A 24,271-nucleotide genomic window follows, 5' to 3' on the forward strand; every position below is an offset into this window, starting at 1 on the left:
CATTGTAGGCCCGGTAAGCGCAGCGCCACCGGGCAACAAAATCAATACCCCGCCGTTAAATCATCCACCGAACGCGGGTCCGATGCGCCAAACAGCGCGCCGTCCGGCCCGACCATAATGCTCTGGGTGCTGCCCATCGCCTCCTTCACCGCCACCTTCTGGCCGCGCTGCTCAAGCAGCTTGAGGGTGTCCGGGCTAAAGCCCTTCTCCACGCGCAGCTCGTCCGGCAGCCACTGGTGGTGGAAACGCGGCGCATTGGTCGCTTCGGCGACGTTCATCCCAAAGTCGATACTGTTCACCACCATTTGCAGCACGGTTGTGATAATCCGGCTCCCGCCAGGGCTGCCGGTCACCAGCCAGGTTTTGCCGTCTTTCACCACGATGGTGGGCGACATGGACGACAGCGGGCGCTTCTTCGGCCCGACCGCATTCGCATCGCCGCCGACCAGGCCGTAGACGTTCGGCACGCCCGGCTTGGCAGAAAAATCATCCATCTCGTTGTTCAGCAAAATACCGCTGTTGCCCGCCACAATCCCGGTGCCGAAAGTGGTGTTAAGCGTGTACGTCACCGCCACCGCGTTACCGTCTTTATCTACCACCGAGAAGTGGGTGGTCTGGTTACTTTCATACGGCGCCAGCTTGCCCGGGCGGATCTCGCTCGACGGCTTAGCCTTATTGATGTCGATCTCGTCGGCAATCGATTTGGCATAGGCTTTGTTGGTCAGCGCCTGCCACGGCACCTTCACGAAGTCCGGATCGCCAAGGTATTCCGAGCGGTCAGCGTAGGCGCGCTTCTCCGCCTCCGCCATCACCTGCATGGCATCGGCGCTACCGAAGCCGAACTTGTGCATATCGAAGTTTTCCAGAATATTGAGGATCTGCACGATGTGAATGCCCCCGGAGGACGGCGGCGGCATGGAGAAGACCTCGTAGCCGCGATAGGTGCCGCTGATCGGCTCGCGCTCCACCGCCTTATATTCCGCCAGATCCGCTTTGGTGATCAGCCCGCCGTTCTTCTGCATCTCATCGGCAATCTGATCGGCAATCGGCCCCTTATAGAAGGCGTCCGGACCGTTTTCGGCAATCAGTTCGAGACTTTTTGCGAGGTTCTTCTGCACCAGCTTATCGCCCTTTTTCAGCGGCTCGCCGTCTTTCCAGAAGATAGCCTTGCTGTTCTCATGATTGGGAATAACTTCGCTGCCGTAGGTTTTGAGGTCGTCCGCCAGCGCGTCGTTGACGACGAAGCCGTCGCGCGCCAGCTTGATGGCAGGCTGCACCACTTTATTCAGCGGCAGCGTGCCGTATTTTTCCAGCGCCAGCGAGAACCCCGCAACGGTGCCCGGCGTGCCGGAGGCAAGGTGCGAGGTCAGAGATTTTTTACTGTCCGGATTGCCCTGATCGTCGAGGAACATATCGCGGGAGGCCTGGTTCGGCGCCATCTCACGGAAGTCGATGGCCGTGGTTTTACCGTCTTTGGTGCGCAGCATCATAAACCCGCCGCCGCCCAGGTTCCCCGCCTGTGGATGCGTCACCGCCAGCGCATATCCCACCGCGACCGCCGCATCCACCGCGTTACCGCCCTGTTTAAGAATATCGACGCCCACCTGCGTTGCCAGCGCGTCAACCGAGGCCACCATGCCGTGCGTCGCCCGCACGGGGTGAAAAACATCCTCCTCCACGCCGTAAGAGACCGGAGGAGCGGCGGGCGGGTTGGCCGCCACGGTAAATGTGCCGCCTGCCATCAGCGCAGCGATGGCGACCCAGCGCAAAAAGGTTGGTTTCATCATTATTGTTCTCCAGGTGAAGGGGCCCATATTCCCCGCTTAAGCCTGGTTCACAACTCTTAAAAAATCATCGTTATGCCGGAATCAGGGTAAACTTAAGAGAAGCCTCAAAGGAGGAGATAACCATGAAACGATTACTGATCCTGACCGCGCTGCTTCCGTTCGCCGCGCTCGCACAGCCAATCAACACCCTGAACAACCCGAACCAGCCGGGCTATGTTATTCCAAGCCAGCAGCGTATGCAGACGGAGATGATGAGCCAGCAACAGCAGCAGAAAGGGATGCTCAATCAGCAGTTAAAGACGCAGACCCAGGTGCAGCAGCAGCACCTGCAAAACCAGATGAATACCAACACCCAGCGCGTGCAGCAGGGCCAGATGCGCGAGCAGCCGCTGCCCAATGCAAACGGTGGGATGTTAGGAGGCGGGGTGTCACAAAGCAGCGGTCAGCAGCACATGCTGCCGACCCAGCAGAACGGCAGTATGCTTAATAAATAAAGTTCGGCCCGATCTGGTCAATCGCATCGGTACAGATGCTGTCCACGCCCCAGCGCAGCAGCTCGGCTGCACGCTGGGGTTTGTTGACGGTATACACCAGGATATGCAGACCGGCCTCCTTCAACAGCGTCACGCGCGCTTCATCCAGCAGCTTATGGTTGAGGTGGATCGACACGCAGCCTAAGCCGGTCGTCAGCGCGCGCCAGTCTTCTCGCCACTCATCCAGCAGCAGCCCGCGCGGCAACTCCGGTACGGCCGCCTGTGCGGCTTCCAGCGCGTCGATGTCAAACGACGATAACAGCGGCGCGGACATCCCTTCCCACAGCTCGCGCGCGGCAAGGGCAATCACTTTGCCCGTCAACGGCCCGGTGCCGGTGGTCGGTTTGATTTCGATATTGGCCATCATGCCGTGCTGGCGACAGCGATCCGCCACTTCCGCCAGCAGCGGCAGCGGTTCGCCTTTAAATTCGCCGCTGTACCAGCTTCCGGCGTCCACCTTCAGCAGGTCACGCCACGGCAGTTCGCCCGCCACGCCCCAGCCGTTGCTGGTGCGTTCGAGGTTGTCGTCGTGCAGCAGGAAAATTTCGCCGTCCTTCGACAGCTTGGCGTCGAACTCGATCATCGTGTGGCCGTAGCGCGCGCCAACGTCAATTGCCGCCAGGGTGTTTTCCGGCGCCAGTTTACCGCCGCCACGGTGGGCGACGATGTGGGGGTAAGGCCAGTTGCTCATACTCGTTGTCCTGTTTCACCGTCAAATAAGTGCAGGTGATTTTCCGGCATATGCAGCCATAGCGTGCTGCCTGCCTTCGGGCGCTCCTGATGCGGCAGGCGCACCACCAGCTTTTGCTCGCCCCAGCGTCCGTGCGCCAGGTTGTCTGCGCCCAGCATCTCCAGCGTGTCCATCACCAGCGGCACGCCGCCGTCCGCCTGAGACGTCAAACCAATATGCTCCGGGCGGATACCGAGCGTCATCTTACGCCCGGCGTAGCCACGATAGTACCAGTTGATCGGCAACGCCATCCCGCTTTCCAGCTCGAAGTGGGTTCCCGCCGTATTGATCCGCCCGTCCAGCAGGTTCATCGCCGGGCTGCCGATAAAGCTCGCCACAAAACGGCTGGCCGGTTTTTCGTAGACCTCCACCGGGGTGCCAATCTGCTCGGCGATGCCTTTGTTCATCACCATCACGCGCTGGGCGAGGGTCATGGCTTCAACCTGATCGTGGGTCACATAGAGGGACGTGGTTCCCAGCCGCCGATGCAGCTGCTGAAGCTCAAGGCGCATCTGCACGCGCAGCTTGGCGTCGAGGTTGGAGAGCGGCTCGTCGAACAGGAATACCGCCGGATCGCGCACGATGGCGCGCCCCATCGCCACGCGCTGACGCTGGCCACCGGAGAGCTCTCGCGGGCGGCGCTTAAGCAGGCCGTCAAGTTCCAGAATGCGCGCGGCTTCTTTTACGCGCTCGTCGATATGACCTTTGCCCATACCGCGAATTTTCAGCCCCCAGGCCATGTTCTCTTCCACGCTCATATGCGGATAGAGGGCATAGTTCTGGAACACCATCGCGATGCCGCGATCTTTGGGCTCCATCTCGGTGACGCGCTGGCGGTCAATCCAGATATCCCCGGACGTTACGCGCTCCAGCCCGGCCACCATACGCAGCAGGGTGGATTTTCCGCAGCCGGACGGGCCGACCATCACGATAAATTCCCCGTCCGCCACGTCGAGCGTCAGCGGCTGAATGACCTGGGTTTTACCGTCCCAGCTTTTGGTAACTGCCTGTAATTTTAAACCTGCCATCTTATTTCTCGCTATCGACCAGGCCGCGGACAAACGCGCGCTGCATGGCTAAAACAATGACTACGGGTGGGATAAGGGTGAGCAGCATCGCCGCCATCACCTGGTTCCAGAGGGTGGTGCCTTCGCCGGTGGCGATCATGCCTTTGATGCCTGCCACGGCGGTGCCGAGGTTGACGTCCTGAACGATCAGCAGCGGCCACAGGTACTGGTTCCAGCCGTAGATAAAGGTGATCACAAACAGCGCCGCGAGGTTGGTTTTCGACAGCGGCAGCACGATGTCGCGGAAGAAGCGCATCGGCGAGGCCCCGTCGATGCGCGCGGCTTCAATCAACTCATCCGGCAGGGTCATAAAGAACTGGCGGAACAGGAAGGTGGCGGTCGCCGAGGCCATCAGCGGCAGGGTTAAGCCCGCGTAGCTGTCGAGCATCTTCAGGTTGGCGATCACTTCCACCGTCGGGAAGATACGCACCTCTACCGGCAGCATCAGGGTGATGAAAATCATCCAGAAAAACAGGTTACGCAGCGGAAAGCGGAACCAGACGATGGCGAACGCTGAGAGCATCGACACCGTAATTTTGCCGACGGTGATGCCAAATGCCATGATGAAGCTGTTGAGCATCATCAGCCAGAACGGCGCGCTGTTGGCGCCCACGCCCTGGGTCCAGATGGTCTTCATGTTTTCGAAAAGGTGTCCGCCCGGGATCAGCGTCATCGGGGTGTCGAACACCGCTTTGGTGTCCAGCGTGGCGGCGACGAAGGCCACGTACAGTGGGAACAGGATGACGATAATCCCTAAAATCAGCATGGTATGGCTGAAAATCGTCAGCCCGCGACGGTTCTCAATCATTGGTAGCGCACCTTACTTTCGACATAGCGGAACTGCACCACCGTGAGGATGATGACGAGGAACATCAGCACCACGGACTGCGCGGCAGAGGCGGAGAGATCAAGCCCGGCAAAGCCTTCGCGGTAGATCTTGTAAATCAGCGTGGTGGTCGCCTGCACCGGACCGCCCGCGGTGGCGGCGTCGATCACCGGGAAGGTGTCGAAGAAGGCGTACACGAGGTTCACCACCAGCAGGAAAAAACTCACCGGGGCGATCAGCGGCAGCGACAGCCGGAAGAAGCGGCGCACCGGCCCTGCACCGTCGATGGCGGCGGCCTCCACCAGCGAACGCGGGATAGACTGTAGCGCGGCAAAGAAAAACAGGAAGTTATAGCTGATCTGCTTCCACACCGAGGCGAACACCACCAGGAACATCGCCTGCCCGCTGTTCTGGGCGTGGTTCCAGTCGTAGCCAAATTCGCCCAGGAAGTGGGTAATCAGCCCGCGCCCTGGGTTAAACAGGAAGATCCACAGCACGGCGGCCACGGCGGGAGCCACGGCGTAGGGCAGCAGCATCAGCGTTTGATAAATACGGCTGCCGCGCACCACGTAGTCCACCAGCGCGGCGAAAAACAGCGACGCGACAAGACCGCTCACGGTGACCAGCGCACTGAATTTGATCGTCGTCCAGAAGGAGTCCAGGTAGTAGCTGTCGTGGAACAGCGCGGTAAAGTTGTCCAGCCCGACAAACTGGCTGGAAAGCCCGAACGGATCGACGCTTTGTACCGAGTACCACAGCGCTTCGCCCGCAGGCCAGATAAAGAAGATAACGGTGATAACCAGCTGCGGTGCGGCCAACAGGTACGGCAGCCAGCGGGAACGGAACACCGGACGGGATGAGGACATAGGTTAGCTCAAGTTGGTTTCCCCTCACCCCCGCCCTCTCCCAAAGGGAGAGGGGGTATACGTTCCCTCTCCCTTTGGGAGAGGGTTAGGGTGAGGGGTAAGGTTTTAATTACGATTTCGTCGACTGCTCAAAGCGGCGCAGCAGCTGATTCCCGCGCTCTACCGCAGCGTCCAGCGCCTGCTGTGGCGTTTTCTTCCCGGTCCACACGCTTTCCAGCTCTTCATCGACGATGGTGCGGATCTGCGGCATGTTGCCCAGACGCAGGCCTTTGGTGAACGGCAACGGCGGCTTGTTCAGCATCTGGCGCGTCGCGATGTCTGCGCCCGGGTTCTTGCTGTAGAAGCCCTGCTCGCGGGTCAGGTCGTACGCGGCTTTGGTGATCGGCAGATAGCCGGTCTTCTGGTGCCACTCGGCGGCGTTTTCCGGCTTCGCCAGGAAGTCGAGGAACTCGGCCACGCCTTTGTAGGTGCCGTTGTCTTTACCCTGCATCACCCACAGGCTCGCCCCGCCGATGATGGCGTTTTGCGGCGCGCCCTTCACGTCAGCGTCGTACGGCATCATGCCCACGCCGTAGTTGAATTTGGCATAGTGACTTATATCCGCCAGCGAGCCGGACGAGGCGGTAGTAATGGCACAGTCGCCGTTGTAGAACTTCTCGGTGGATTCGTCTTTACGCCCGAAGTAGCTGAAGTCGCCCTTCTTGTTGAGTGCTTCCAGCAGCGCGATGTGCTTCACCTGCTCCGGCTTGTTGAACTCCAGCACCGCGTCGGTACCGTCGAAGCCGTTATTTTGGGTGGCAACCGGCAGGCCGTGCCAGGCGCTGAAGTTTTCAATCTGGATCCAGCCCTGCCAGCCGCTGGCGTATCCGCACTTCATCCCCGCCGCTTTCAGCTTCGCGGTGTACTCGGCCAGATCCTGCCAGGTTTTTGGTGGCTGCTCCGGATCTAAACCGGCTTTCTTGAAAGCGTCTTTGTTGTAGTACAGCACCGGCGTGGAGCTGTTAAACGGCTGGGACAGCAGGTGGCCGGTTCTGGAATCGGTGTAGTAACCCGCTACGGTCGGCACGAACTGTGATTCGTCGAAGTTGATGCCCGCATCTTTGAACACCTCGTAGACCGGCTTGATGGCTTTGGAGGCCATCATGGTGGCGGTACCCACTTCATAAACCTGTAACAGGGCAGGCGCGTTGCCGGTACGGAAGGCGGCGATGCCCGCGCTCAGGCTCTGCTCGTAGTTGCCTTTGTACACCGGCACAATTTTGTAATCCGGGTGGGTGTCGTTGAAACGCTGCGCCAGGGAGTCAACCTCTTTACCCAACTCCCCTTCCATGGAATGCCAGAACGGAATGGTGGTCACAGCCATTGCGTTTGTCGCAAAAGCCAGACCCAGTGCCAGACCCAAAGCTGTGTGTCGTAACGATGTCATTGTCATCTCTCTTATTGTGCCGGATGCGCGATATCACGCGTTTTATGCTCGCGAGGTAACATGACATGCTCGAATGACAGAAAAATAACTGTTTGTTTACAGATAAGTGACAGCCAGGCGTCAGGGGGATGATGGTTGTGTGAAGGGGTTGGGTGCGGTCTGGTGCCCTCACCCCGGCCCTCTCCCACAGGGAGAGGGAGAGAAGCGATCGGTTCCCTCTCCCTTGAGGGAGAGGGTTAGGGTGAGGGGGAAATGCGATTAACCGCCTAAATACGCACTCCGCACCGCCTCGTTCGCCAGCAGCGCGTCACCGGTATCGGAGAGCACCACGCGGCCGTTCTCCAGCACGTAGCCACGGTCGGCGAGCTTCAGCGCCTGGTTGGCGTTCTGCTCGACGAGGAAGATGGTCATCCCCTCTTTGCGCAACTGCTCGATGGTATCGAAGATCTGCTGGATGATGATCGGCGCCAGGCCGAGCGACGGCTCGTCCAGCAGCAGCAGGCGCGGCTGGCTCATCAGCGCGCGGCCAATCGCCAGCATCTGCTGCTCGCCGCCGGACATGGTGCCCGCTCGCTGAATACGACGCTCCCACAGGCGCGGGAAGAGTTCGTATACCCACTTGATGCGGGTCTGGAATTCATCCCGATGGGCGAAGAAACCGCCCATCGCCAGGTTCTCTTCCACCGTCATGCGGGAGAATACACGGCGCCCTTCCGGGACAATCGCCACCGCTTCACGCATGATCTTAGCCGTCTGCCAGTCGGTAATATCTTTGCCGTCAAACACAATCCGCCCGCTGGTGGCGCGCGGGTCGCCGCACAGGGTGCCGAGCAGCGTGGTTTTACCCGCGCCGTTGGCGCCAATCAGGGTGACGATTTCGCCCTGATTGATGTGCAGGCTGACGTCATGCAGCGCCTGGATCTTGCCGTAGTGCGCGTTGACCTTGTCGAACGTTAACATCGCTTTTTCCATCTTATGCCTCACCAAGGTATGCGCGGATCACGTCCGGGTTGTTGCGGATCTCTTCCGGCGTGCCGTTCGCCAGCGGCGTGCCCTGGTTTACCACGTAGATACGGTCCGAAATGCCCATCACCAGCTTCATGTCATGCTCAATCAGCAGGATGGTGGTGTCGTGATGGTCGCGCAGCTCGGCAATCAGCTCGTCCAGCTCTTTGGTCTCTTTCGGGTTAAGGCCTGCCGCTGGTTCGTCGAGCATCAGGATCTCCGGCTGGGTCACCATGCAGCGCACGATCTCAAGGCGACGCTGATCCCCGTAAGCGAGGTTGCTCGCCTGGCGGTTGGCGTGCTGGAGCAGGCCGATACGGTCGAGCCAGGTCGCGGCGCGGTCGAGCGCCTCCTCCTGCGTGCGGCGAAAGGCCGGGGTTTTCAGCAGGCCGGAGAAGAGGCCGGTTTTCAGCTGCTGATGCTGTGCCACCAGCAGGTTCTCAATCACCGTCATCTCGCGGAACAGACGCACGTGCTGGAAGGTACGCACCACGCCCATGCGGGCAATCTGCTGGCCCGGCAGCCCTTCAAGGTGCTGGTCGCGCAGCATGATGGTGCCGCCCGTCGGCTTGTAGAAGCCGGTCAAACAGTTAAAGACCGTGGTTTTTCCCGCGCCGTTCGGGCCAATCAGGGAGACAATCTCTTTCTTGTACAGATCCAGATTCACATTGTTGACCGCCAGCAGGCCGCCAAAGCGCATCATCAGGCCGTTAACGGATAATAAAGGCTTCATGCCTGCTCTCCTTTCGCCTGTGTGCGTTTCAGCTTCAGCTGTGGACGGGTCATCGGCAGCAGACCCTGCGGACGCCAGATCATCATCAGCACCATCAAACCACCCAGCATTAACATGCTGTATTCGTTAAAGTCGCGCATCAGCTCGCGGGAGACCACCAGCAGGATAGCCGCGAGGATCACGGCGAACTGCGAGCCCATTCCGCCGAGCACCACAATCGCCAGCACAAAGGCGGATTCGGCAAAGGTGAACGATTCCGGGCTGACGAAGCCCTGACGTGCGGCAAACAGCGTTCCGGCGAAACCGGCAAACGCGGCGCTGATGGTAAACGCGGTCAGCTTGATGCGGGTCGGGTTCAGGCCCAGCGAGCGGCAGGCAATTTCATCTTCGCGCAGCGCTTCCCACGCGCGGCCGAGGGGCATGCGCAGCAGACGGTTGATCACAAACAGGGTAATCACCACCAGCAGCAGCGCCACCAGATAGAGCCAGATCACGCGGTCGGACGGATCGTACTTGATGCCAAAGAAATTGCTGAAGGTGTCCCAACCGCCTTCGCGGGCGGTACGGCTGAACTCCAGGCCGAAGAAGGTCGGTTTCGGGATCTGGCTGATGCCGTTCGGGCCGCCGGTCACTTCGGTATTGTTGAGCAGCAGGATACGGACGATTTCGCCGAAGCCTAAGGTCACAATCGCCAGATAGTCACCGCGCAGGCGCAGCACCGGGAAGCCGAGCAGGAAGCCCGCCGCGGCAGAGACCAGCCCCGCCAGCGGCAGACAGGTCCAGAAGCCGAGGCCGTAATAGTGGTTCAGCAGCGCGAAGGTGTACGCGCCGATGGCGTAGAACCCGCCGTAGCCCAGCACCAGCAGGCCAGACAGCCCCACCACCACGTTCAGACCGAGCCCCAGAATCACGTAGATCATGGTCAGGGTGGCAATATCCACCGTCCCACGCGATACCATGAACGGCCACGCCACGGCAGCCACCAGCAGCGCCACAAGGAACAGCTTCTGTTTCACCGTTGTACCGTCGATCGCCGGCAGGACGAATTTCGGCCCGGAGACGTTTTTCAGCGTCTTCTGGAACAGCGGACGCAACAGCTGGAACAGGAACACCACAGCGGTGCCGATAAACACCCACTGCCAGCGGATGTCGGGAGCGGTATCCACCACCAGCTTAGTGCCGTCCAGTCCTAACTGGACGCCCATAAAGACGCCCGCCAGCACGAAGAACATGGCCGCAGAGAGCAGCGCCATTGCAAAATGCATCGGTTTCATACTTTCTCTACCTCCGGACGGCCCAGAATACCGGTAGGCATGACCAGCAGAACCAGAATCAGCAGGGCAAACGACACCACGTCTTTATATTCTGTGCTCAGGTACGCCGAGGAGAGCGCTTCGGCCACGCCCAGGATCAGGCCGCCGATCATCGCGCCCGGAATGCTGCCGATGCCGCCCAGTACCGCCGCGGTGAAGGCTTTCATCCCGGCCATAAAGCCGATGTACGGGTTGATTACGCCGTAGAACTGGCCGAGCAACACGCCAGCCACCGCCGCCATCGCTGCGCCGATCACGAAGGTCAGGGCAATCACGCGGTCGGTGTTGATGCCGAGCAGGCTCGCCATCTTCAGGTCTTCCGCGCAGGCGCGGCAGGCGCGTCCCATGCGTGAGTAGCGGATGAACAGGGTCAGGGCCAGCATGGCAATAAAGGTCACAACCCAGATAACCAGCTGCATGGTGGTGATGGTGGCAGAGAAGTTTTCGCTGACCCCCACAATCCACTGGCCGTTAAACAGGCTTGGCAGCGCCACGTCGCGTGAACCTTCGGTCAGGCTGACGTAGTTTTGCAGGAAAATGGACATACCGATGGCGGAGATCAGCGCGATCAGGCGTTTGGAGCTGCGCACCGGCCGGTAGGCCACCCGTTCAATACTCCAGCCGTAGGCGCTGGCAATCACAATCGCGCCGACAAACCCGGCGGCGACCAGCAGCCAGCTGCTGTCGATGCCCATCATCATCAGCGCGGCGATAATCATAAAGGAGACGTAGCTACCGATCATGTACACCTCGCCGTGGGCGAAGTTGATCATGCCGATAATGCCGTAAACCATCGTGTAGCCGATGGCGATCAGCGCGTAGGTGCTTCCCAGCGTGACGCCGTTAAACATCTGCTGCAAGAAGTAGAGAAACTGCTCGGACATAAGAAAACCTTTTTATACGCGCCCGGTGAGCCGGGCGGTGGGATGATTATCTGGCGACCGAGGAAGACCCGTCGGCGTGCCACTTAAAGACACCAAACTCAAATCCCTTCAGATCGCCTTTCTCATCCCAGTTCAGCGGCCCAATCACGGTGTTCGCCCCGTGTGCTTTTAAATCTTTCACCAGATCCAGCGGCTCTTTACTGCCGGTACGGTCCAGCGCGGTGGCCAGAGACTGCACGGCCGCGTAGGTGATCCAGACGTACGGACCGCTCGGATCTTTCTTCTGCGCCTTGAGCGCATCCACGATAGCCTTATTCGCCGGATCCTGGTCATAGCGTTTTGGCATCGTCACCAGCATGCCTTCGGCAGAATCGCCCGCGATGTTGGACAGGGAGGCATTACCGACGCCCTCTGGCCCCATAAACTGGGTTTTCAGGCCGGTGGCGCGCGCCTGGCGCAGCATCTGCCCCATTTCCGGGTAGTAGCCGCCGTAGTAAACGAAGTCGATGTTCTCTTTTTGCAGACGGGCGATCAGCGCGGAGAAGTCTTTCTCACCAGCGGTAATGCCGTCGAAGAAGACGATGTTTGCGCCGCCTTTTTTCAGGCCATCCTGCACGGAACGCGCCAGGCCTTCGCCGTACTGCTGCTTGTCATGGATGATGGCGATACGCTGCGGCTTAACGGTTTCGAGGATATATTTGGCGGCGGTTGGCCCCTGAGAGGAGTCCAGACCGGCGGTACGCATGATGTGCTGGTAGCCGCGCTGGGTCAGTTCCGGGTTGGTGGCACCCGGGGTGATCATCAGAATGCCTTCGTCTTCGTAGATATCAGACGCAGGCTGCGTGGAGGAAGAACACAGGTGCCCGATGACGTACTGGATACCGTCGTTGACGATTTTATTGGCGACCGCGACGGCCTGTTTAGGATCGCAGGCGTCGTCATACTCCACGCCTACCAGCTTGTCGCCTTTGATGCCGCCTTTGGCGTTGATATCTTTGATGGCCTGACGCGCGCCGTTGAACTCCATGTCACCCCACTGGGCAACAGGGCCGGACATCGCCCCCACTACCGCAACTTTAATGTCGTCTGCCATAGCGGCATGCGAGATCGACAGTGCGACCATCCCCGCGATTAACGTCTTCGCGTTCCTTTTCATCTCTGAATCCCCATTCGTGATGTCATGTTTATATTTTGTTTTATTATGGTTAAAAAGCATTCTGTACTTTTTATGAACAACGCTATTTTTACCAGTGCCTTTAATGGTTTAGCGCAGTTTTTTGTCAAAAACCAGACTAAAATCTCTATTTTTCAGGCGATTAAGCAAAGATAATATTCTGAAATCAGGCGGAGATAAACAAATAAAAGCGCGGTTTGCAGCATAAAATAACGGTACAAAGCGCCGAATAAATCACTGCCCTTCAGGTTAAAATTCTGCTTATTTTTCGATCCATGTGTTTTCAAACTGCCCATTGCGCTGCCAAAAAACTAATCACCTGGTAAATGGGAAGAAAAAGAGAAAGCGCCTGAGCAAATAAATTGAGTACACTGGCCCTACTCTTTTTGATTTGGACAAGCAGCTAATGAAACTGACTATCGTGCGTCTGGTGACCTTTAGCGACCAGGATCGTATCGACCTGGGCAAGATCTGGCCGGAATATTCCCCTTCATCGCTGGCCGTCGATGAAAACCACCGCATCTATGCCGCGCGTTTTAATGAACGTCTGCTGGCCGCCGTCCGCGTAACGCTGAGCGGCACGGAAGGGGCGCTGGACTCCCTGCGCGTGCGCGACGTGACCCGTCGTCGCGGGGTCGGGCAGTATTTGATTGAAGAGGTGATCCACGAAAACCCGAGCGTAACCTCCTGGTGGATGGCCGACGTGGGCGTGGAGGATCGCGGCGTAATGGCGGCGTTTATGCAGGCGTTAGGGTTTACGGCGCAGGCGAACGGATGGGAGAAGCGCTAAAAGAGAGCCGGGGGCGGCTGCGAGGTGCTCATTGTAGGCCCGGTAAGCGAAGCGCCACCGGGCAAAAGAGGGCTGAGCGGGCTGATGCCCTCACCCCGGCCCTCTCCCACGGGGAGAGGGAGAAAACATTAAAAAAGGCAACTTGCGTTGCCTTTTTGCGTTTATTTTGCGTCAGTCGCCGTGCCGTTGGCATGCCAGTCAAACACGCCGAACTCGAAGCCCTTCAAATCGCCCTTCTCATCCCAGGACAGCGGCCCCATCACGGTTTCCACCGAGTTCGCTTTCAGCCAGGTGGCAATCTCCGCCGGATCGGCTGACTGGTTCAGGCCCGCTTGCAGAGACTGCAACGCTGCGTAGGTGGTCCAGACGAACGCACCGCTTGGATCCTGTTTCTTCGCCTTGATGGCATCGACAACAGGTTTGTTCGCAGGCACCTGGTCGTAGTTCTTCGGCTTGGTCACCAGCAGCCCTTCAGCGGATTCACCCGCGATATTAGACAGGGAAACGTTCGCGACACCTTCTGGCCCCATGAACTGCGTCTTCAGACCCGCCGCACGCGCCTGGCGCAGGATCTGCCCCATTTCCGGGTGGTAGCCGCCGTAGTAAACGAAATCGATATTTTCTTTCTTCAGACGCGCGACCAGGGTCGAGAAGTCTTTCTCACCGGCGGTAATACCGTCAAAGAACACCACGTTGGCGTTCGCTTTTTTCAGGTTATCCTGCACCGCACGGGCCAGGCCTTCGCCGTACTGCTGTTTGTCATGAACAATCGCGATGCGCTGCGGCTTCACTTTTTCCACGATGTATTTCGCGGCGGTTGGCCCCTGATCGGAGTCCAGACCGGTGGTACGCAGGATCAGCTTATAGCCGCGCGCGGTCAGCTCTGGCGCCGTCGCGGCTGGCGTGATCATCAGAATGCCTTCGTCTTCGTAGATGTCAGACGCGGGCTGGGTGGAAGAGGAGCACAGGTGACCAATAACGTATTTGATCCCGTCGTTTACCACTTTGTTCGCCACCGCGACCGCCTGTTTCGGGTCACAGGCATCGTCATATTTTACGATTTGCAGCTTTTCGCCCTTGATGCCGCCCTTGGCATTAATGTCTGCAACCGCCTGTTCCGCGCCGGTAAATTCCTGGTCGCCGTACTGTGCTACCGGACCGGACATCGCGCCCACCACGGCCACTTTAATATCGGCCTGCGCCATAGTGCTGAATGCCAACGCGATACATCCTGCCAGTAACGCTTTACCCTTCATGTTCATCCTGAGATTCCCCATTATTATGGTTATAACGATTGTTGTGATGTTGTTGTGTAGCGCTTTATTTCAGTTATAGGCGTGCTGTTCGCGCTTTTTCAGCATACTCTGCTAAAACATACCCCATTTTTATGATTTTGGAATAGCTAATTTGAAATGTATATATGCTAAGCCCGACAGAGATTTCCGTCGGGCTTCTGGCTTTAACGAGTCAGCGCCGCAGAGATAATGTCCAGTGCCTTGCGGAACTGAACCTCAGGGATGGTGAGCGGATACAGGAAGCGGATGACGTTGCCATAGACGCCGCAGCTCAGCAGCAACAGCCCTTCCTGCAATGCACGCGCTTGTACTTCACGGGTGAACTCCGGTGACGGCTGTCCGGTTTGCGGATCGGTAAATTCCACCGCCACCATCGAGCCCTGCCCACGGATATCGGCGATATACGGACAGCCATCCTTCGCTTTATTCAGCACCTCGACCAGATGATGCCCGAGATGCGCCGCGCGGGTGCAGAGATCGTCCTCGTCAATCACGTCCAGCACCGCATGGGCAGCCGCAATCGCCAGCGGGTTACCCGCGTAGGTTCCGCCCAGCCCGCCCGGGGCGGGCGCATCCATCACCTCAGCCCGGCCAGAGACGGCAGAGAGCGGCATCCCGCCCGCCAGGCTTTTCGCCATGGTGATCAGATCGGGCTTCACGCAGTGGTTTTCCATGGAGAACAGCTTGCCGGTACGAGCGAAGCCGGTTTGCACTTCGTCGGCAATCAGTAAAATCCCGTGGGTATCGCACAGGGCACGCAGCGCCTGCATAAAATCAGCGGGCGCGACGTTGAACCCGCCCTCGCCCTGAACCGGTTCAATAATGATTGCCGCCACCTGATCGGGCGCGATATCGGCTTTGAAGATGCGCTCCAGGCTTTTTAGCGCTTCGGCGGTACTAACCCCGTGCAGGCTGTTGGGGAATTGCGCGTGGTACACCGAGCCGGGGAACGGGCCGAAGCCGAGCTTATAGGGCGCCACTTTGCCGGTCATCGCCATGGTCATAAAGGTACGGCCGTGGAACGCGCCGCCGAAGGTGATAAGGCCGGGACGTCTGGTGTACGCGCGGGCGATTTTCACCGCGTTTTCGACCGCTTCCGCCCCCGTTGAGAAGAAGGCGGTTTTGGCTGGCCCCTCTATGGGTACGCGCTGGTTGATGCGCTCGGCAAGCGCCACATAACCTTCATAGGGGACGATTTGATAAGCGGTATGGGTAAAGGCGTGAAGCTGTTTTTCGATGGCAGCGATAACTTTAGGATGGCGATGCCCGGTATTCAGCACGGCGATCCCGGCGGCAAAATCAATATACTCGTTACCTTCCACGTCCCACACCGTGGCGTTTTCGGCTTCATCGGCATAGAAGTTACACATGACGCCGATACCGCGCGGCGTCGCCTGTAAACGCCGGTCGTTCAGTTCGTTATTTTTCACCCTGTCACCCTCTGAAAGTCGCCTGCTTAGCGCATCAGTAAGTGTTTGCCAGGGGGAAGAAATTCGCCAGAGCGGGCGCTAAAAAAACAGAACCCCCGAATTTGCATTCGAGGGTTTTTATCCTTCATATTTCAAGCCGCAGGTGCGTTGGCTGCTCTCGTTCACCCGAATCACTTACTGATGTAAGCTCATCGGGATTCACTCGTTTGCCGCCTTCCCGCAGCCTGAACTATTTCGGCTAAAGGTGTACTTCGCGGAAATTACGCTTCGATAGCGGCGCGAAGTTTTTTCATGGCGTTCTTTTCAAGCTGACGCACACGTTCAGCGGAGACGCCGTAGCGGTCGGCCAGTTCCTGCAACGTGGACTTGTTATCTTCGTCCAGCCAGCGGGCACGGATGATATCCTGGCTACGCTCGTCGAGGCCTTCCATCGCGAAGGTCAGCTTGTTCGCCGCCTGGTCTTCCCAGTTATCCTCTTCAATGCCGTCAGCAAAGTTAGAGGTTTTATCCTGTAGATACAGAACCGGGGCCATCGGCTGGCTGTCGGACGCGTCATCGTCGGCAGACATATCAAACGTCATGTCCTGCGCGGCCATACGGGATTCCATCTCGCGGACGTCTTTGCTGGAAACGCCCAGCTCGCGCGCCACCATTTCCACTTCATCCTGATTGAACCAGCCCAGACGCTGCTTGGTTTTACGCAGGTTGAAGAACAGTTTGCGCTGCGCTTTCGTCGTGGCGACTTTCACAATACGCCAGTTACGCAGGACGTATTCGTGAATTTCCGCTTTGATCCAGTGCACGGCGAAGGAGACGAGTCGCACACCCACTTCCGGGTTAAAGCGACGTACCGCCTTCATCAGGCCAATGTTACCCTCCTGAATCAGGTCCGCCTGCGGCAGGCCGTAGCCCGCATAATTACGAGCAACGTGAACAACAAAGCGCAGGTGAGACAGGATCAGCGTTTTAGCTGCTTCCAGATCGCCCTGGTAATGCAGCTTTTCAGCAAGCTCCTTTTCTTCCTCAGCCGTTAACATCGGCCAGGTGTTAGCAGCCCGGATGTAAGATTCCAGGTTACCAACAGGGGCTAAAGCTAAAGTTTGCATTTCTTTGGTCATTCATTCCTCTCAATGTTTCTTCTGGTCCAGGTTGTCCCCGTCAGGCAACAACCATGCCAAAGCGTTTGAGCAACGAGATTAGCATTCACTCTTTTATCAGACAGTGATTTTATCCACAAGTTCCAGGTGCAACAGTGAATAAATTACGCACAAAATGTGACATGAAGATGATTACAGGGGAAGAGACAACAGGGACGCTTTCCCTGCAAGCGAACATCTCGGTGCAGGGAAAGATTATATCACGCTTTTATTAGTCGGGAGTAAAGTGGCGTAAATGTTGAACCGTTGCCAGCCATGCCGCCACCCAGCCGATCATGGAGCACACCAGCAGCAACAGCAGGCACTCATCGAACCCTAAGCCACTGATATCAAACTTAGTTCCGAAAACCTGCGCCACTTCAGTCACGGCTGACGACAGCCGCATCACCAAAATTTCTGACAATATCAGTGAAAGAAATGCACCAGAAAAACCTAATAACGCGCCGCCGTAAAGGAACGGGCGGAGGATGAAACCATCCGTTGCGCCAATCAGTTTCTGCACGTTGATGGTATCGCGACGGGCGAAGATGCTCAGGCGCACGCTATTACCGATGACGAGGAACACCGCCGCCACCATCAGCACGCCGATCATCGCCGACACGCGTCCTACCAGCCCGGTCAGGGCGGCAAGACGGGCAAACCAGCTGTCGTCCATGCGCACTTCATCAATCCCGTTAATGCGGGTAATGCGGTCGCGCAGGGTGTTGAGCGAATCCGTGCCCTGGAAATCGAGTTTCGGGATCACCACCGCCACCGCGGGCAGCGGGTTCTCTTCAAGCATATCCAGCGCGCCGCCGAATCCGGACCAGTTGCGGAACTCACCCAGCGCTTCATCGCGGGAAAGATAGTTCACCTTCTCCACGCCCTGCTCGGCCTGAATCTGCCCCACCACCTGAGCCGCCGCGTTATCGTCGAGGGCTTTATCCAGATAAACGGTGATCTGCGGCGACGGATAGTACTGGGACGCCGCCTGGTTTACGTTTTTGTAAACCATGTAGCAGACGCTGGGCAGCGTCAGGGAGATGGCAATCACCATCACCGTCAGGAACGTCGCCAGCGGTTTGCTTTTCAGATCCTGCAACGCGCCCTGGAAGGCGTACCGCACCTGCTCGTTAAAGACGTTGGTTTTGCGGGAGTTCGGTTTCGGTGCCGCTTTGGCACGCTTAGGCGCATTGCGATTGCCGTCCCCGCCGCCCTGAGGCTTGCGGAAACGGTCAAACCGGTTGCTGAACTGCCGAATCTGGTTCATTGCATCACGCTTATTCACCGTGGCCTCCGTGCAAATGCCCGTCGCTCAGGGTCAGCATGCGGTACGAACGGCGGGAGATCAGCCCCATGTCGTGCGTCGCCATCAGTACCGTGACCCCCACGCGGTTAAATTCCTCAAACAGACGCAGGATCCCTTCAGAGAGGGCATCGTCCAGGTTACCGGTCGGTTCATCCGCCAGCAAAACGGCAGGCTTGTTCACTACCGCGCGGGCGATACCCACGCGCTGCTGCTCACCGCCGGAGAGCTGGATCGGGAAGTTCTTCGCTTTGTCCAGCAGCCCGACCTTATCCAGCGCCGCCGAAACGCGACGGCGGATATCATCGTAACTGGCGCCGGCAATAATCAGCGGGATCGCGACGTTATCGAAAACCGTGCGATCCATCAGCAGGTGGTGATCCTGGAAAATCATGCCAATCTGACGACGCAGGAACGGCACTTCACGGTTCTTAAGACGGCTAATTTCATGGCCGCTGAACCAGATTTTCCCGGCGCTTGGCCGCTCGATCCCACAGATCAGCTTGAGCAGGGTACTTTTCCCCGCGCCGGAATGGCCGGTCAGGAATGCCATCTCGCCTGGCTGGAGGTGGAATGTCACCCCCTGTAGCGCTTGTCTCCCGCCGAGATAGGCCTTGCTGACGTGTTCAAAGCGAATCATTGTTAGTCCTCTCGGGCAAATAGTGCCTCAATAAAGTCGTCCGCTTTAAACGGACGTAAATCCTCAATACGCTCGCCCACACCGATGTAACGGATAGGAATGCCGAACTGGTCAGCCACGGAGAAGATCACCCCGCCTTTCGCGGTACCGTCCAGCTTGGTCAGCGCGATCCCGGTCAGTCCTACCGCTTCATGGAACAGTTTCGCCTGGCTGATGGCGTTCTGTCCGGTGCTGGCGTCGATAGTCAGCATAATTTCATGCGGTGCATCTTCGTCCAGCTTCTTCATGACGCGAACGATTTTCTTCAGCTCTTCCATCAGGTGCGATTTGTTCTGCAAACGCCCTGCGGTATCCGCAATCAGCACGTCCACGTTACGCGACTTCGCCGCCTGGATGGCATCGAAAATCACGGACGCGGAATCCGCGCCGGTGTGCTGGGCAATGACCGGTATATTGTTGCGCTGGCCCCACACCTGAAGCTGTTCCACCGCTGCCGCACGGAAGGTATCGCCCGCCGCCAGCATCACCGATTTGCCCTGCTGCTCAAACTGGCGCGCCAGCTTGCCGATGGTGGTGGTTTTGCCCACGCCGTTGACGCCAACCATCAGGATAACAAACGGCATTTTGCCTTCAATATTAAGCGGTTCGTCAACTTTTGCGAGAATTTCACCCATCTCGTCTTTCAGCAGGCCGTACAGCGCCTCGGCGTCACGCAGCTGTTTGCGGCTCGCCCCTTCGGTCAGGTTGGCGATGATCTTCCGGGTGGTTTCCACGCCCACGTCCGCAATCAGCAGTTGCTCTTCCAGCTCCTCAAACAGATCGTCGTCGATCTTTTTGCCGCGGAACAGACTGATAAATCCGGAACCTAAGTTTTCTTTGGTTTTGAGCAGGCTGCGCTTCAGGCGCGCGAAGAAACCTTCTTTGGTCGGTTTTTCCTGCTCCTGAACGATCTCTTCTTCGGCCTGCTCTTCCACCGGCACGACGATGACCGCTTCTTCAGCCGCTTCCGCCGCCAGCGCCTGGGCTTCCAGCTCTTCGTCGGTCAGCTCTGGCTCAAGGGCCGCTTCTTCTTCCACCGCCTCAACAACTTCAACGGTTTCCGCTTCGGCCTGCCACTCTTCGGCAGAAACCTCTTCAGCTTTCACCTCTTCCGGCAGCGGCAGCTCTTCGTGTTCGATAGTGGCCTGCGGCGCTTCGTTAAGGGTTTCAACGATAACCGGCTCTGGTTTTTCGCTCTCCTGAACCTGTTCAGTAACCTCAACCACCTCTTCGGCAAAGGATTCAATCTCTTCTTTGCTGTGGGCTGGCTCTTCCGCTTCGACAACCGCAGCGGTTTCGACAGGCGTTTCAGGCTGTGACGGCTCTTCTACAACCTGCTGTTCTTCGGTTTTCTGTTCTGTTTCTTGCTCTTTTTCACCGAAACCCAACCAGGAAAAGAAGCCACGTTTTTTTTGTTTTGCCATCTGCGACTACACTCCTCGCGGCGCTATATACAGGGAAGCTAAAAAAATGATGAAATAGTCTAACACTTTACTTAATTGACATCACCGCCCGCAATCGCAGGGCAATGGTTAACAGAGCTTTCCTGAGATGAAGAAACCCACCCGCGCCCCGGCCGGTCAAATTCGCATTATCGGCGGTCAGTGGCGAGGCCGGAAATTACCGGTGCCGGACAGCCCCGGTTTACGCCCCACCACGGACCGCGTTCGCGAGACGCTGTTTAACTGGCTCGCCCCGTCTATGGTAGACGCCAACTGCCTGGACTGCTTCGCCGGAAGCGGTGCATTGGGGCTGGAAGCGCTGTCGCGTTATGCCGCCAGCGCCACGCTGCTGGAGATGGAGCGCGGCGTCGCGCAGACGTTGCAGCAAAATCTGGCTACGCTGAAGGCAACCAACGCGAAAGTGGTGAATACCAACACGCTGAGCTTCCTCGCCCAACAGGGGACGCCGTACAACGTGGTGTTTGTTGACCCGCCGTTCCGTAAAGGGCTGCTGGAAGAGACATTATCGTTGCTGGAAAAAAATGGCTGGCTGGCAGACGACGCGCTGATTTACGTTGAAAGCGAAGTGGAAAATGGCCTGCCGCCCGTTCCCGTTCACTGGGATCTGCACCGCGAGAAGGTCGCCGGCCAGGTGGCTTATCGTCTGTATCACCGTCAGGCACAAGGAGGAACCGATGCCAGTACTGATTAACGTAGGGCGCGTACTGATGCTGGGCGTCTGGGCATTTTTGATTTTGAATCTGGTGCACCCGTTCCCGCGCCCGCTGAATATCTTTATTAACGTGGCGCTGATTTTTACCGCGTTCATGCATGCCTTGCAGATGGTGATGCTGAAAAACGGTCTGCCGAAAGATGGCCCACCGATGACCGGCTGGCAACAGCTGCGGGTGTTTATTTTCGGCGTGTTTGAGCTGCTGGTGTGGATGAAAAAGTTTAAGGCGCAGGTGAAGAAGTAAGGTGCGCTATTGCCCGGTGGCGCGCAGCGAGCCGGGCCTACGTAACACCATCACTGTGACGATACGCCGTCCAGCTGGTCATTCAGTTTTTTGATATCTCTGGCTCTTGTTTTAAGCAGGTATTTTACCTGCGTGCAAATCTCTTCCGTTTTGGTGTAATACGTTCCCGAAAAGGGCCCTGGACGTTCACATAAGACATAGTTGGTTCCCAGGGGATAAAATATGACGATAAACGAGAGTAGCATGCCAATAATGAATACTACACCGAAATAGTGATAAGCAAGGGTTATTCCTTTCGCCAGGAGCTTGGGAGCCTGAAGGTTTTTCGTAAAAAACACAAATACAAACACAAATGCAAAATAACAAAGAGCAGGAATGAATAGCATGCCAATAAAGGAGCCCCAAAAATAATAAACAATGCTTCTTGATTCAACCAAATCAATGACATCAGGCATACTCGTATAGTAAGCCAACCATATAAACCCACAATAGAAAGTAATAACCAGAAATAAAAAACATCTTTTTTTTATGTTATCAAAACTAATTTTAACGCCCATATCAGTAATTCCCATGGGAAAATGAATTTCCATATACCGAGTTTCGAGCGTTCCATGCTGCGATTTTTTGCTGCCCTTGCAGCGCATAAGCAATATTTACACCTAATGCAACCACACAGACTATTTGTCCCCAAACCGGAACAGCTGCACTCGCTATAAATGGTGATATAGCCAACGAGGAAATACTCCAAACCAATCTCGAAACAAAAATACCCACAATCACTTTCGCCACATCCATCGTCACATTCCCCCTCACTGCGTCGATACGCCGTCCAGCTGGTCATTCAATTTTTGGATATCTCTGGCTCTTGTTTTAAGCAAGTATTTTACCTGCGTGCAAATCTCTTCCGTTTTGGTGTAATACGTTCCCGAAAAGGGCCCTGGACGTTCACATAAGACATAGTTGGTTCCCAGGGGATAAAATATGACGATAAACGAGAGAATGTTGCCAATAACAAATCCTGCCCCCATAACGTGAAAGCCGATGGTAATTCCTTTAGCAACAAACTTGGGTGGCCGCATTTTTTTCGTAAAGGTCACGTATGCAATAACTAAAACAAAACAACAAGAAACCGGAAAAACAAACAATACAAAAAACGATCCCCATAAAAAATAAACAATACTTCTTAATTGAATGAGTTCGACTATGGCTGGCACGCTCGCTTCATAACAACCCCAAGTGATACCACTAAATAAGATCAAGCAAAAAAAACAACCACATCGTGTCTTTATTTTATCGAGATTGATGTTAATGCTCATATCAGTAATCCCCCCGGTAAAATGAACTTCCATATACCGAGTTTCGGGCGTTCCACTCTGCAATTTTCTGCTGCTCTTTCAGCCCCTTTCTCAGGCAATCTATAAGTTCATTTGATAATTTGTACTTTTTATCGATAACATTCAATGCAGAAGCAATAATTATACCTAATGCAACTATACAAACTATTTGCCCCCATACAGGAACAGCCGCACTCGCTACAAATGTTGATACGAACCACACAGCCCCCCTTCCAGCCAATCTCGAAACAAAAACCCCCACAATAACTTTCGCCACATCCATCGTCACATTCCCCAGGAATGCGGCGACGTCATGGTCAGATTTGAAGATCAACTCAACCAACCGCCAGCATGCGGAAAACCAGATGCAGAATCGGGCTCCTGACATAATGCCGTTTTGAAACCCGACGCTACCAATGCCAACCTCAAGCACTTTGGGATGATTAATCCGGTAACGGGTTCCGTTAAGAATGCGTCGCAGAGAAGGGTAGCCCGTAATCTTCACATACATTTTTCCCTGATAAGCATACTGCGTTGCTTTGATCCCAAGACCTTTTAAAGTGAAAACAATCTTTCCGGCCTGCTGATAAGAAAATAGCTTCGACAGATTCTTAGTCGCAGAAACCGTCTCTTTGATGTTACCGGCATAGGTAGTAGAAAAGCCAACAGGCTGACTACCTAACAAATCGTCAATCACACCCTGCGCCTCGTCAGGCGTGAGCAGCATAATGTGGTTGGCATTGTTGCCCAGGCTATTTTTCAGCTGCTTGATTTCATTTTCGAAACGCAAATTACGCTGCCAGTTATTTCCTCTGAGAATATCTTCACGATGATCCCCTATCCAGTCATTATAACCTTCCATCATGGGTCCTTAAAAAATTCGCTCATCCCAGATACTGTAGGCGCTGGTTCCAGCAATACGATGCTCCCAGGCAATAGATTCGTATGACAATTCGATCATTTCTTCTGGCTGACCCGCACTGTCATCAATGGTATGCGGCACCTGTAGATGGAAGCTGGATATTCTGGCATTAATCAGTTTTAGTGAGTAATAGCATTCGTTTAAACCAGTCTGACTGGTGCGATAAAAGCTAAATTCACAGCTTAGCGTTTCATTGTCAGTAATGGCTTTCCCCAACAACGGCGAGGATTTATCCACAGGTTTAATAAACGTCAAACACTGATGATTTACATTTTGCGCCCGACTCATTCCATGATTAATTGCCATGACCATAATCTGATCTCGATGGGCAGGCTGTGATTTATTCCCTATTGAATCTAACGACGCGCATCCAGCAGAAATCATTCCCTGCGATTGTCCCTTCAACGTCAACCACATTGTATTCGCCATCTAAATACCTTATCCATTTGAATTATAAATTTATATATTCATACAATAACAATGATAAGATCATATTAAGAAATGCTGGGTAAGATAGTGATGCAAACGATATTTTAAGTCACTAATGGGAATATAAAACAGAATATTTTTTATAAAACATAAACCACAATTATATTTACTCCACGCTATATATATC

The 24,271-nt window shown here is 56.0% G+C and carries 26 protein-coding genes; 4 read left to right on the forward strand and 22 right to left on the reverse strand.

All coding sequences use genetic code 11. From position 1 onward, the window contains the following. Positions 1 to 41: 41 nt before the first annotated feature. Entirely contained in the window at positions 42 to 1,787 is a 1,746-nt protein-coding gene (ggt, locus tag IM290_RS02320; RefSeq protein WP_072134592.1) for a gamma-glutamyltransferase, read from the reverse strand. A gap of 122 nt (positions 1,788 to 1,909) precedes the next feature. On the opposite strand from ggt, the gene IM290_RS02325 reads away from it, so the two are divergent. After that, a complete protein-coding gene (locus tag IM290_RS02325; RefSeq protein ID WP_193041589.1) occupies positions 1,910 to 2,281 on the forward strand; it encodes a DUF2756 family protein in 372 nt (123 codons plus the stop codon). Here IM290_RS02325 and ugpQ read toward each other — a convergent pair. The 10 genes from ugpQ to livK all read right to left on the reverse strand — a co-directional run bounded on the left by ugpQ (position 2,271) and on the right by livK (position 12,326). Then, positions 2,271 to 3,011 (reverse strand): glycerophosphodiester phosphodiesterase, encoded by a 741-nt coding sequence (gene ugpQ / locus IM290_RS02330; protein ID WP_193041588.1) that lies wholly within the window; start codon positions 3,009 to 3,011, stop codon positions 2,271 to 2,273. The two genes, IM290_RS02325 and ugpQ, sit on opposite strands and share 11 nt — an antisense overlap. Further along, positions 3,008 to 4,078, reverse strand: a complete 1,071-nt coding sequence (locus IM290_RS02335) for a sn-glycerol-3-phosphate import ATP-binding protein UgpC (RefSeq protein WP_193041587.1) — start codon at positions 4,076 to 4,078, stop codon at positions 3,008 to 3,010. The genes ugpQ and IM290_RS02335 overlap by 4 nt, the downstream gene beginning before the upstream one ends. A gap of 1 nt (position 4,079) precedes the next feature. Continuing rightward, complete coding sequence (gene ugpE, locus IM290_RS02340) at positions 4,080 to 4,925, reverse strand: sn-glycerol-3-phosphate ABC transporter permease UgpE (protein ID WP_015571468.1); 846 nt, start codon at positions 4,923 to 4,925, stop codon at positions 4,080 to 4,082. After that, positions 4,922 to 5,809 carry a sn-glycerol-3-phosphate ABC transporter permease UgpA gene (gene ugpA / locus IM290_RS02345; RefSeq protein ID WP_193041586.1) on the reverse strand — a complete coding sequence of 296 codons (888 nt, stop codon included), beginning with the start codon at positions 5,807 to 5,809 and terminating at the stop codon, positions 4,922 to 4,924. The genes ugpE and ugpA overlap by 4 nt, the downstream gene beginning before the upstream one ends. Positions 5,810 to 5,918: 109 nt before the next feature. Next, on the reverse strand, positions 5,919 to 7,235 hold the full coding sequence (ugpB, locus tag IM290_RS02350) for a sn-glycerol-3-phosphate ABC transporter substrate-binding protein UgpB (RefSeq protein WP_193041585.1): 1,317 nt from the start codon (positions 7,233 to 7,235) through the stop codon (positions 5,919 to 5,921). 258 nt (positions 7,236 to 7,493) lie between these two features. Next, entirely contained in the window at positions 7,494 to 8,207 is a 714-nt protein-coding gene (gene livF, locus IM290_RS02355) for a high-affinity branched-chain amino acid ABC transporter ATP-binding protein LivF (protein WP_015571469.1), read from the reverse strand. Position 8,208: 1 nt separating this feature from the next. Continuing rightward, on the reverse strand, positions 8,209 to 8,973 hold the full coding sequence (livG, locus tag IM290_RS02360; protein WP_131492771.1) for a high-affinity branched-chain amino acid ABC transporter ATP-binding protein LivG: 765 nt from the start codon (positions 8,971 to 8,973) through the stop codon (positions 8,209 to 8,211). Beyond that, positions 8,970 to 10,247 (reverse strand): high-affinity branched-chain amino acid ABC transporter permease LivM, encoded by a 1,278-nt coding sequence (locus IM290_RS02365; RefSeq protein ID WP_003861542.1) that lies wholly within the window; start codon positions 10,245 to 10,247, stop codon positions 8,970 to 8,972. The genes livG and IM290_RS02365 overlap by 4 nt, the downstream gene beginning before the upstream one ends. After that, the gene (gene livH, locus IM290_RS02370; RefSeq protein WP_193041584.1) at positions 10,244 to 11,170 is read right to left on the reverse strand and encodes a high-affinity branched-chain amino acid ABC transporter permease LivH; all 927 of its coding nucleotides are present in this window, start codon (positions 11,168 to 11,170) and stop codon (positions 10,244 to 10,246) included. The genes IM290_RS02365 and livH overlap by 4 nt, the downstream gene beginning before the upstream one ends. Positions 11,171 to 11,216: 46 nt before the next feature. After that, positions 11,217 to 12,326, reverse strand: a complete 1,110-nt coding sequence (livK, locus tag IM290_RS02375) for a high-affinity branched-chain amino acid ABC transporter substrate-binding protein LivK (RefSeq protein WP_047654382.1) — start codon at positions 12,324 to 12,326, stop codon at positions 11,217 to 11,219. Positions 12,327 to 12,750: 424 nt separating this feature from the next. Here livK and panM point away from each other — a divergent pair, with 424 nt between their 5' ends. Further along, positions 12,751 to 13,134, forward strand: a complete 384-nt coding sequence (gene panM, locus IM290_RS02380) for an aspartate 1-decarboxylase autocleavage activator PanM (RefSeq protein ID WP_133983284.1) — start codon at positions 12,751 to 12,753, stop codon at positions 13,132 to 13,134. Positions 13,135 to 13,295: 161 nt separating this feature from the next. Here the strand turns inward: panM and livJ are convergent, their stop codons facing one another. The 6 genes from livJ to ftsY form a co-directional block, all read right to left on the reverse strand. Continuing rightward, the gene (gene livJ / locus IM290_RS02385; RefSeq protein ID WP_015571474.1) at positions 13,296 to 14,396 is read right to left on the reverse strand and encodes a branched chain amino acid ABC transporter substrate-binding protein LivJ; all 1,101 of its coding nucleotides are present in this window, start codon (positions 14,394 to 14,396) and stop codon (positions 13,296 to 13,298) included. A gap of 197 nt (positions 14,397 to 14,593) precedes the next feature. Continuing rightward, positions 14,594 to 15,859 carry a 4-aminobutyrate--2-oxoglutarate transaminase gene (locus tag IM290_RS02390; protein ID WP_193041583.1) on the reverse strand — a complete coding sequence of 422 codons (1,266 nt, stop codon included), beginning with the start codon at positions 15,857 to 15,859 and terminating at the stop codon, positions 14,594 to 14,596. A 260-nt stretch (positions 15,860 to 16,119) separates the two neighbouring features. Next, the gene (gene rpoH, locus IM290_RS02395) at positions 16,120 to 16,977 is read right to left on the reverse strand and encodes an RNA polymerase sigma factor RpoH (protein WP_000159624.1); all 858 of its coding nucleotides are present in this window, start codon (positions 16,975 to 16,977) and stop codon (positions 16,120 to 16,122) included. 250 nt (positions 16,978 to 17,227) lie between these two features. Continuing rightward, positions 17,228 to 18,283: a permease-like cell division protein FtsX gene (gene ftsX / locus IM290_RS02400; protein ID WP_017384126.1), complete on the reverse strand. Its 1,056-nt coding sequence runs from the start codon at positions 18,281 to 18,283 to the stop codon at positions 17,228 to 17,230. After that, positions 18,276 to 18,941 carry a cell division ATP-binding protein FtsE gene (ftsE, locus tag IM290_RS02405; RefSeq protein WP_006812284.1) on the reverse strand — a complete coding sequence of 222 codons (666 nt, stop codon included), beginning with the start codon at positions 18,939 to 18,941 and terminating at the stop codon, positions 18,276 to 18,278. Before ftsE ends, ftsX begins: the two co-directional genes overlap by 8 nt. 2 nt (positions 18,942 to 18,943) lie before the next feature. Then, positions 18,944 to 20,404: a signal recognition particle-docking protein FtsY gene (gene ftsY, locus IM290_RS02410; protein WP_193041582.1), complete on the reverse strand. Its 1,461-nt coding sequence runs from the start codon at positions 20,402 to 20,404 to the stop codon at positions 18,944 to 18,946. A gap of 127 nt (positions 20,405 to 20,531) precedes the next feature. Here ftsY and rsmD point away from each other — a divergent pair, with 127 nt between their 5' ends. Both rsmD and IM290_RS02420 read left to right on the forward strand, forming a co-directional pair. Beyond that, a complete protein-coding gene (gene rsmD / locus IM290_RS02415; protein ID WP_193041581.1) occupies positions 20,532 to 21,134 on the forward strand; it encodes a 16S rRNA (guanine(966)-N(2))-methyltransferase in 603 nt (200 codons plus the stop codon). After that, positions 21,118 to 21,399 (forward strand): DUF1145 family protein, encoded by a 282-nt coding sequence (locus IM290_RS02420; RefSeq protein WP_015571478.1) that lies wholly within the window; start codon positions 21,118 to 21,120, stop codon positions 21,397 to 21,399. The genes rsmD and IM290_RS02420 overlap by 17 nt, the downstream gene beginning before the upstream one ends. A 50-nt stretch (positions 21,400 to 21,449) precedes the next feature. Here the strand turns inward: IM290_RS02420 and IM290_RS02425 are convergent, their stop codons facing one another. Genes IM290_RS02425 through IM290_RS02445 form a run of 5 tightly spaced genes read right to left on the reverse strand, consistent with a single transcriptional unit; the run spans position 21,450 to position 24,084 of the window. Continuing rightward, positions 21,450 to 21,971 carry a DUF1240 domain-containing protein gene (locus tag IM290_RS02425; protein ID WP_226875968.1) on the reverse strand — a complete coding sequence of 174 codons (522 nt, stop codon included), beginning with the start codon at positions 21,969 to 21,971 and terminating at the stop codon, positions 21,450 to 21,452. Continuing rightward, on the reverse strand, positions 21,958 to 22,194 hold the full coding sequence (locus tag IM290_RS02430) for a hypothetical protein (RefSeq protein WP_193041580.1): 237 nt from the start codon (positions 22,192 to 22,194) through the stop codon (positions 21,958 to 21,960). The genes IM290_RS02425 and IM290_RS02430 overlap by 14 nt, the downstream gene beginning before the upstream one ends. A gap of 14 nt (positions 22,195 to 22,208) precedes the next feature. Beyond that, positions 22,209 to 22,715 (reverse strand): DUF1240 domain-containing protein, encoded by a 507-nt coding sequence (locus IM290_RS02435; protein ID WP_193041579.1) that lies wholly within the window; start codon positions 22,713 to 22,715, stop codon positions 22,209 to 22,211. Position 22,716: 1 nt separating this feature from the next. Next, the gene (locus IM290_RS02440) at positions 22,717 to 23,598 is read right to left on the reverse strand and encodes a hypothetical protein (protein WP_226875967.1); all 882 of its coding nucleotides are present in this window, start codon (positions 23,596 to 23,598) and stop codon (positions 22,717 to 22,719) included. A 6-nt stretch (positions 23,599 to 23,604) separates the two neighbouring features. Then, positions 23,605 to 24,084, reverse strand: coding sequence for an Hcp family type VI secretion system effector (locus tag IM290_RS02445; protein ID WP_045348725.1), 480 nt, complete (start codon positions 24,082 to 24,084; stop codon positions 23,605 to 23,607). Positions 24,085 to 24,271 lie beyond the last annotated feature (187 nt).

It is taken from the genome of Enterobacter cloacae complex sp. S1 (assembly GCF_014930525.1).
Taxonomy (GTDB): Bacteria; Pseudomonadota; Gammaproteobacteria; order Enterobacterales; family Enterobacteriaceae; genus Enterobacter; species Enterobacter hormaechei_C.

Excerpts from the sequence above, each read along its gene's own strand:
- IM290_RS02325 (WP_193041589.1), top strand. The coding sequence starts at position 1,910 with ATGAAACGATTACTGATCCTGACCGCGCTGCTTCCGTTCGCCGCGCTC.
- IM290_RS02430 (WP_193041580.1), bottom strand. The coding sequence starts at position 22,194 with ATGGATGTGGCGAAAGTGATTGTGGGTATTTTTGTTTCGAGATTGGTT.
- IM290_RS02425 (WP_226875968.1), bottom strand. The coding sequence starts at position 21,971 with ATGGGAATTACTGATATGGGCGTTAAAATTAGTTTTGATAACATAAAA.
- livK (WP_047654382.1), bottom strand. The coding sequence starts at position 12,326 with ATGAAAAGGAACGCGAAGACGTTAATCGCGGGGATGGTCGCACTGTCG.
- ftsY (WP_193041582.1), bottom strand. The coding sequence starts at position 20,404 with ATGGCAAAACAAAAAAAACGTGGCTTCTTTTCCTGGTTGGGTTTCGGT.
- IM290_RS02335 (WP_193041587.1), bottom strand. The coding sequence starts at position 4,078 with ATGGCAGGTTTAAAATTACAGGCAGTTACCAAAAGCTGGGACGGTAAA.
- livG (WP_131492771.1), bottom strand. The coding sequence starts at position 8,973 with ATGAAGCCTTTATTATCCGTTAACGGCCTGATGATGCGCTTTGGCGGC.
- IM290_RS02365 (WP_003861542.1), bottom strand. The coding sequence starts at position 10,247 with ATGAAACCGATGCATTTTGCAATGGCGCTGCTCTCTGCGGCCATGTTC.
- IM290_RS02445 (WP_045348725.1), bottom strand. The coding sequence starts at position 24,084 with ATGGCGAATACAATGTGGTTGACGTTGAAGGGACAATCGCAGGGAATG.
- IM290_RS02420 (WP_015571478.1), top strand. The coding sequence starts at position 21,118 with ATGCCAGTACTGATTAACGTAGGGCGCGTACTGATGCTGGGCGTCTGG.
- livF (WP_015571469.1), bottom strand. The coding sequence starts at position 8,207 with ATGGAAAAAGCGATGTTAACGTTCGACAAGGTCAACGCGCACTACGGC.
- IM290_RS02435 (WP_193041579.1), bottom strand. The coding sequence starts at position 22,715 with ATGAGCATTAACATCAATCTCGATAAAATAAAGACACGATGTGGTTGT.
- panM (WP_133983284.1), top strand. The coding sequence starts at position 12,751 with ATGAAACTGACTATCGTGCGTCTGGTGACCTTTAGCGACCAGGATCGT.
- rsmD (WP_193041581.1), top strand. The coding sequence starts at position 20,532 with ATGAAGAAACCCACCCGCGCCCCGGCCGGTCAAATTCGCATTATCGGC.
- ugpQ (WP_193041588.1), bottom strand. The coding sequence starts at position 3,011 with ATGAGCAACTGGCCTTACCCCCACATCGTCGCCCACCGTGGCGGCGGT.
- IM290_RS02440 (WP_226875967.1), bottom strand. The coding sequence starts at position 23,598 with ATGATGGAAGGTTATAATGACTGGATAGGGGATCATCGTGAAGATATT.
- livH (WP_193041584.1), bottom strand. The coding sequence starts at position 11,170 with ATGTCCGAGCAGTTTCTCTACTTCTTGCAGCAGATGTTTAACGGCGTC.
- ftsE (WP_006812284.1), bottom strand. The coding sequence starts at position 18,941 with ATGATTCGCTTTGAACACGTCAGCAAGGCCTATCTCGGCGGGAGACAA.
- ggt (WP_072134592.1), bottom strand. The coding sequence starts at position 1,787 with ATGATGAAACCAACCTTTTTGCGCTGGGTCGCCATCGCTGCGCTGATG.
- livJ (WP_015571474.1), bottom strand. The coding sequence starts at position 14,396 with ATGAACATGAAGGGTAAAGCGTTACTGGCAGGATGTATCGCGTTGGCA.
- ugpA (WP_193041586.1), bottom strand. The coding sequence starts at position 5,809 with ATGTCCTCATCCCGTCCGGTGTTCCGTTCCCGCTGGCTGCCGTACCTG.
- rpoH (WP_000159624.1), bottom strand. The coding sequence starts at position 16,977 with ATGACCAAAGAAATGCAAACTTTAGCTTTAGCCCCTGTTGGTAACCTG.
- ugpB (WP_193041585.1), bottom strand. The coding sequence starts at position 7,235 with ATGACATCGTTACGACACACAGCTTTGGGTCTGGCACTGGGTCTGGCT.
- ugpE (WP_015571468.1), bottom strand. The coding sequence starts at position 4,925 with ATGATTGAGAACCGTCGCGGGCTGACGATTTTCAGCCATACCATGCTG.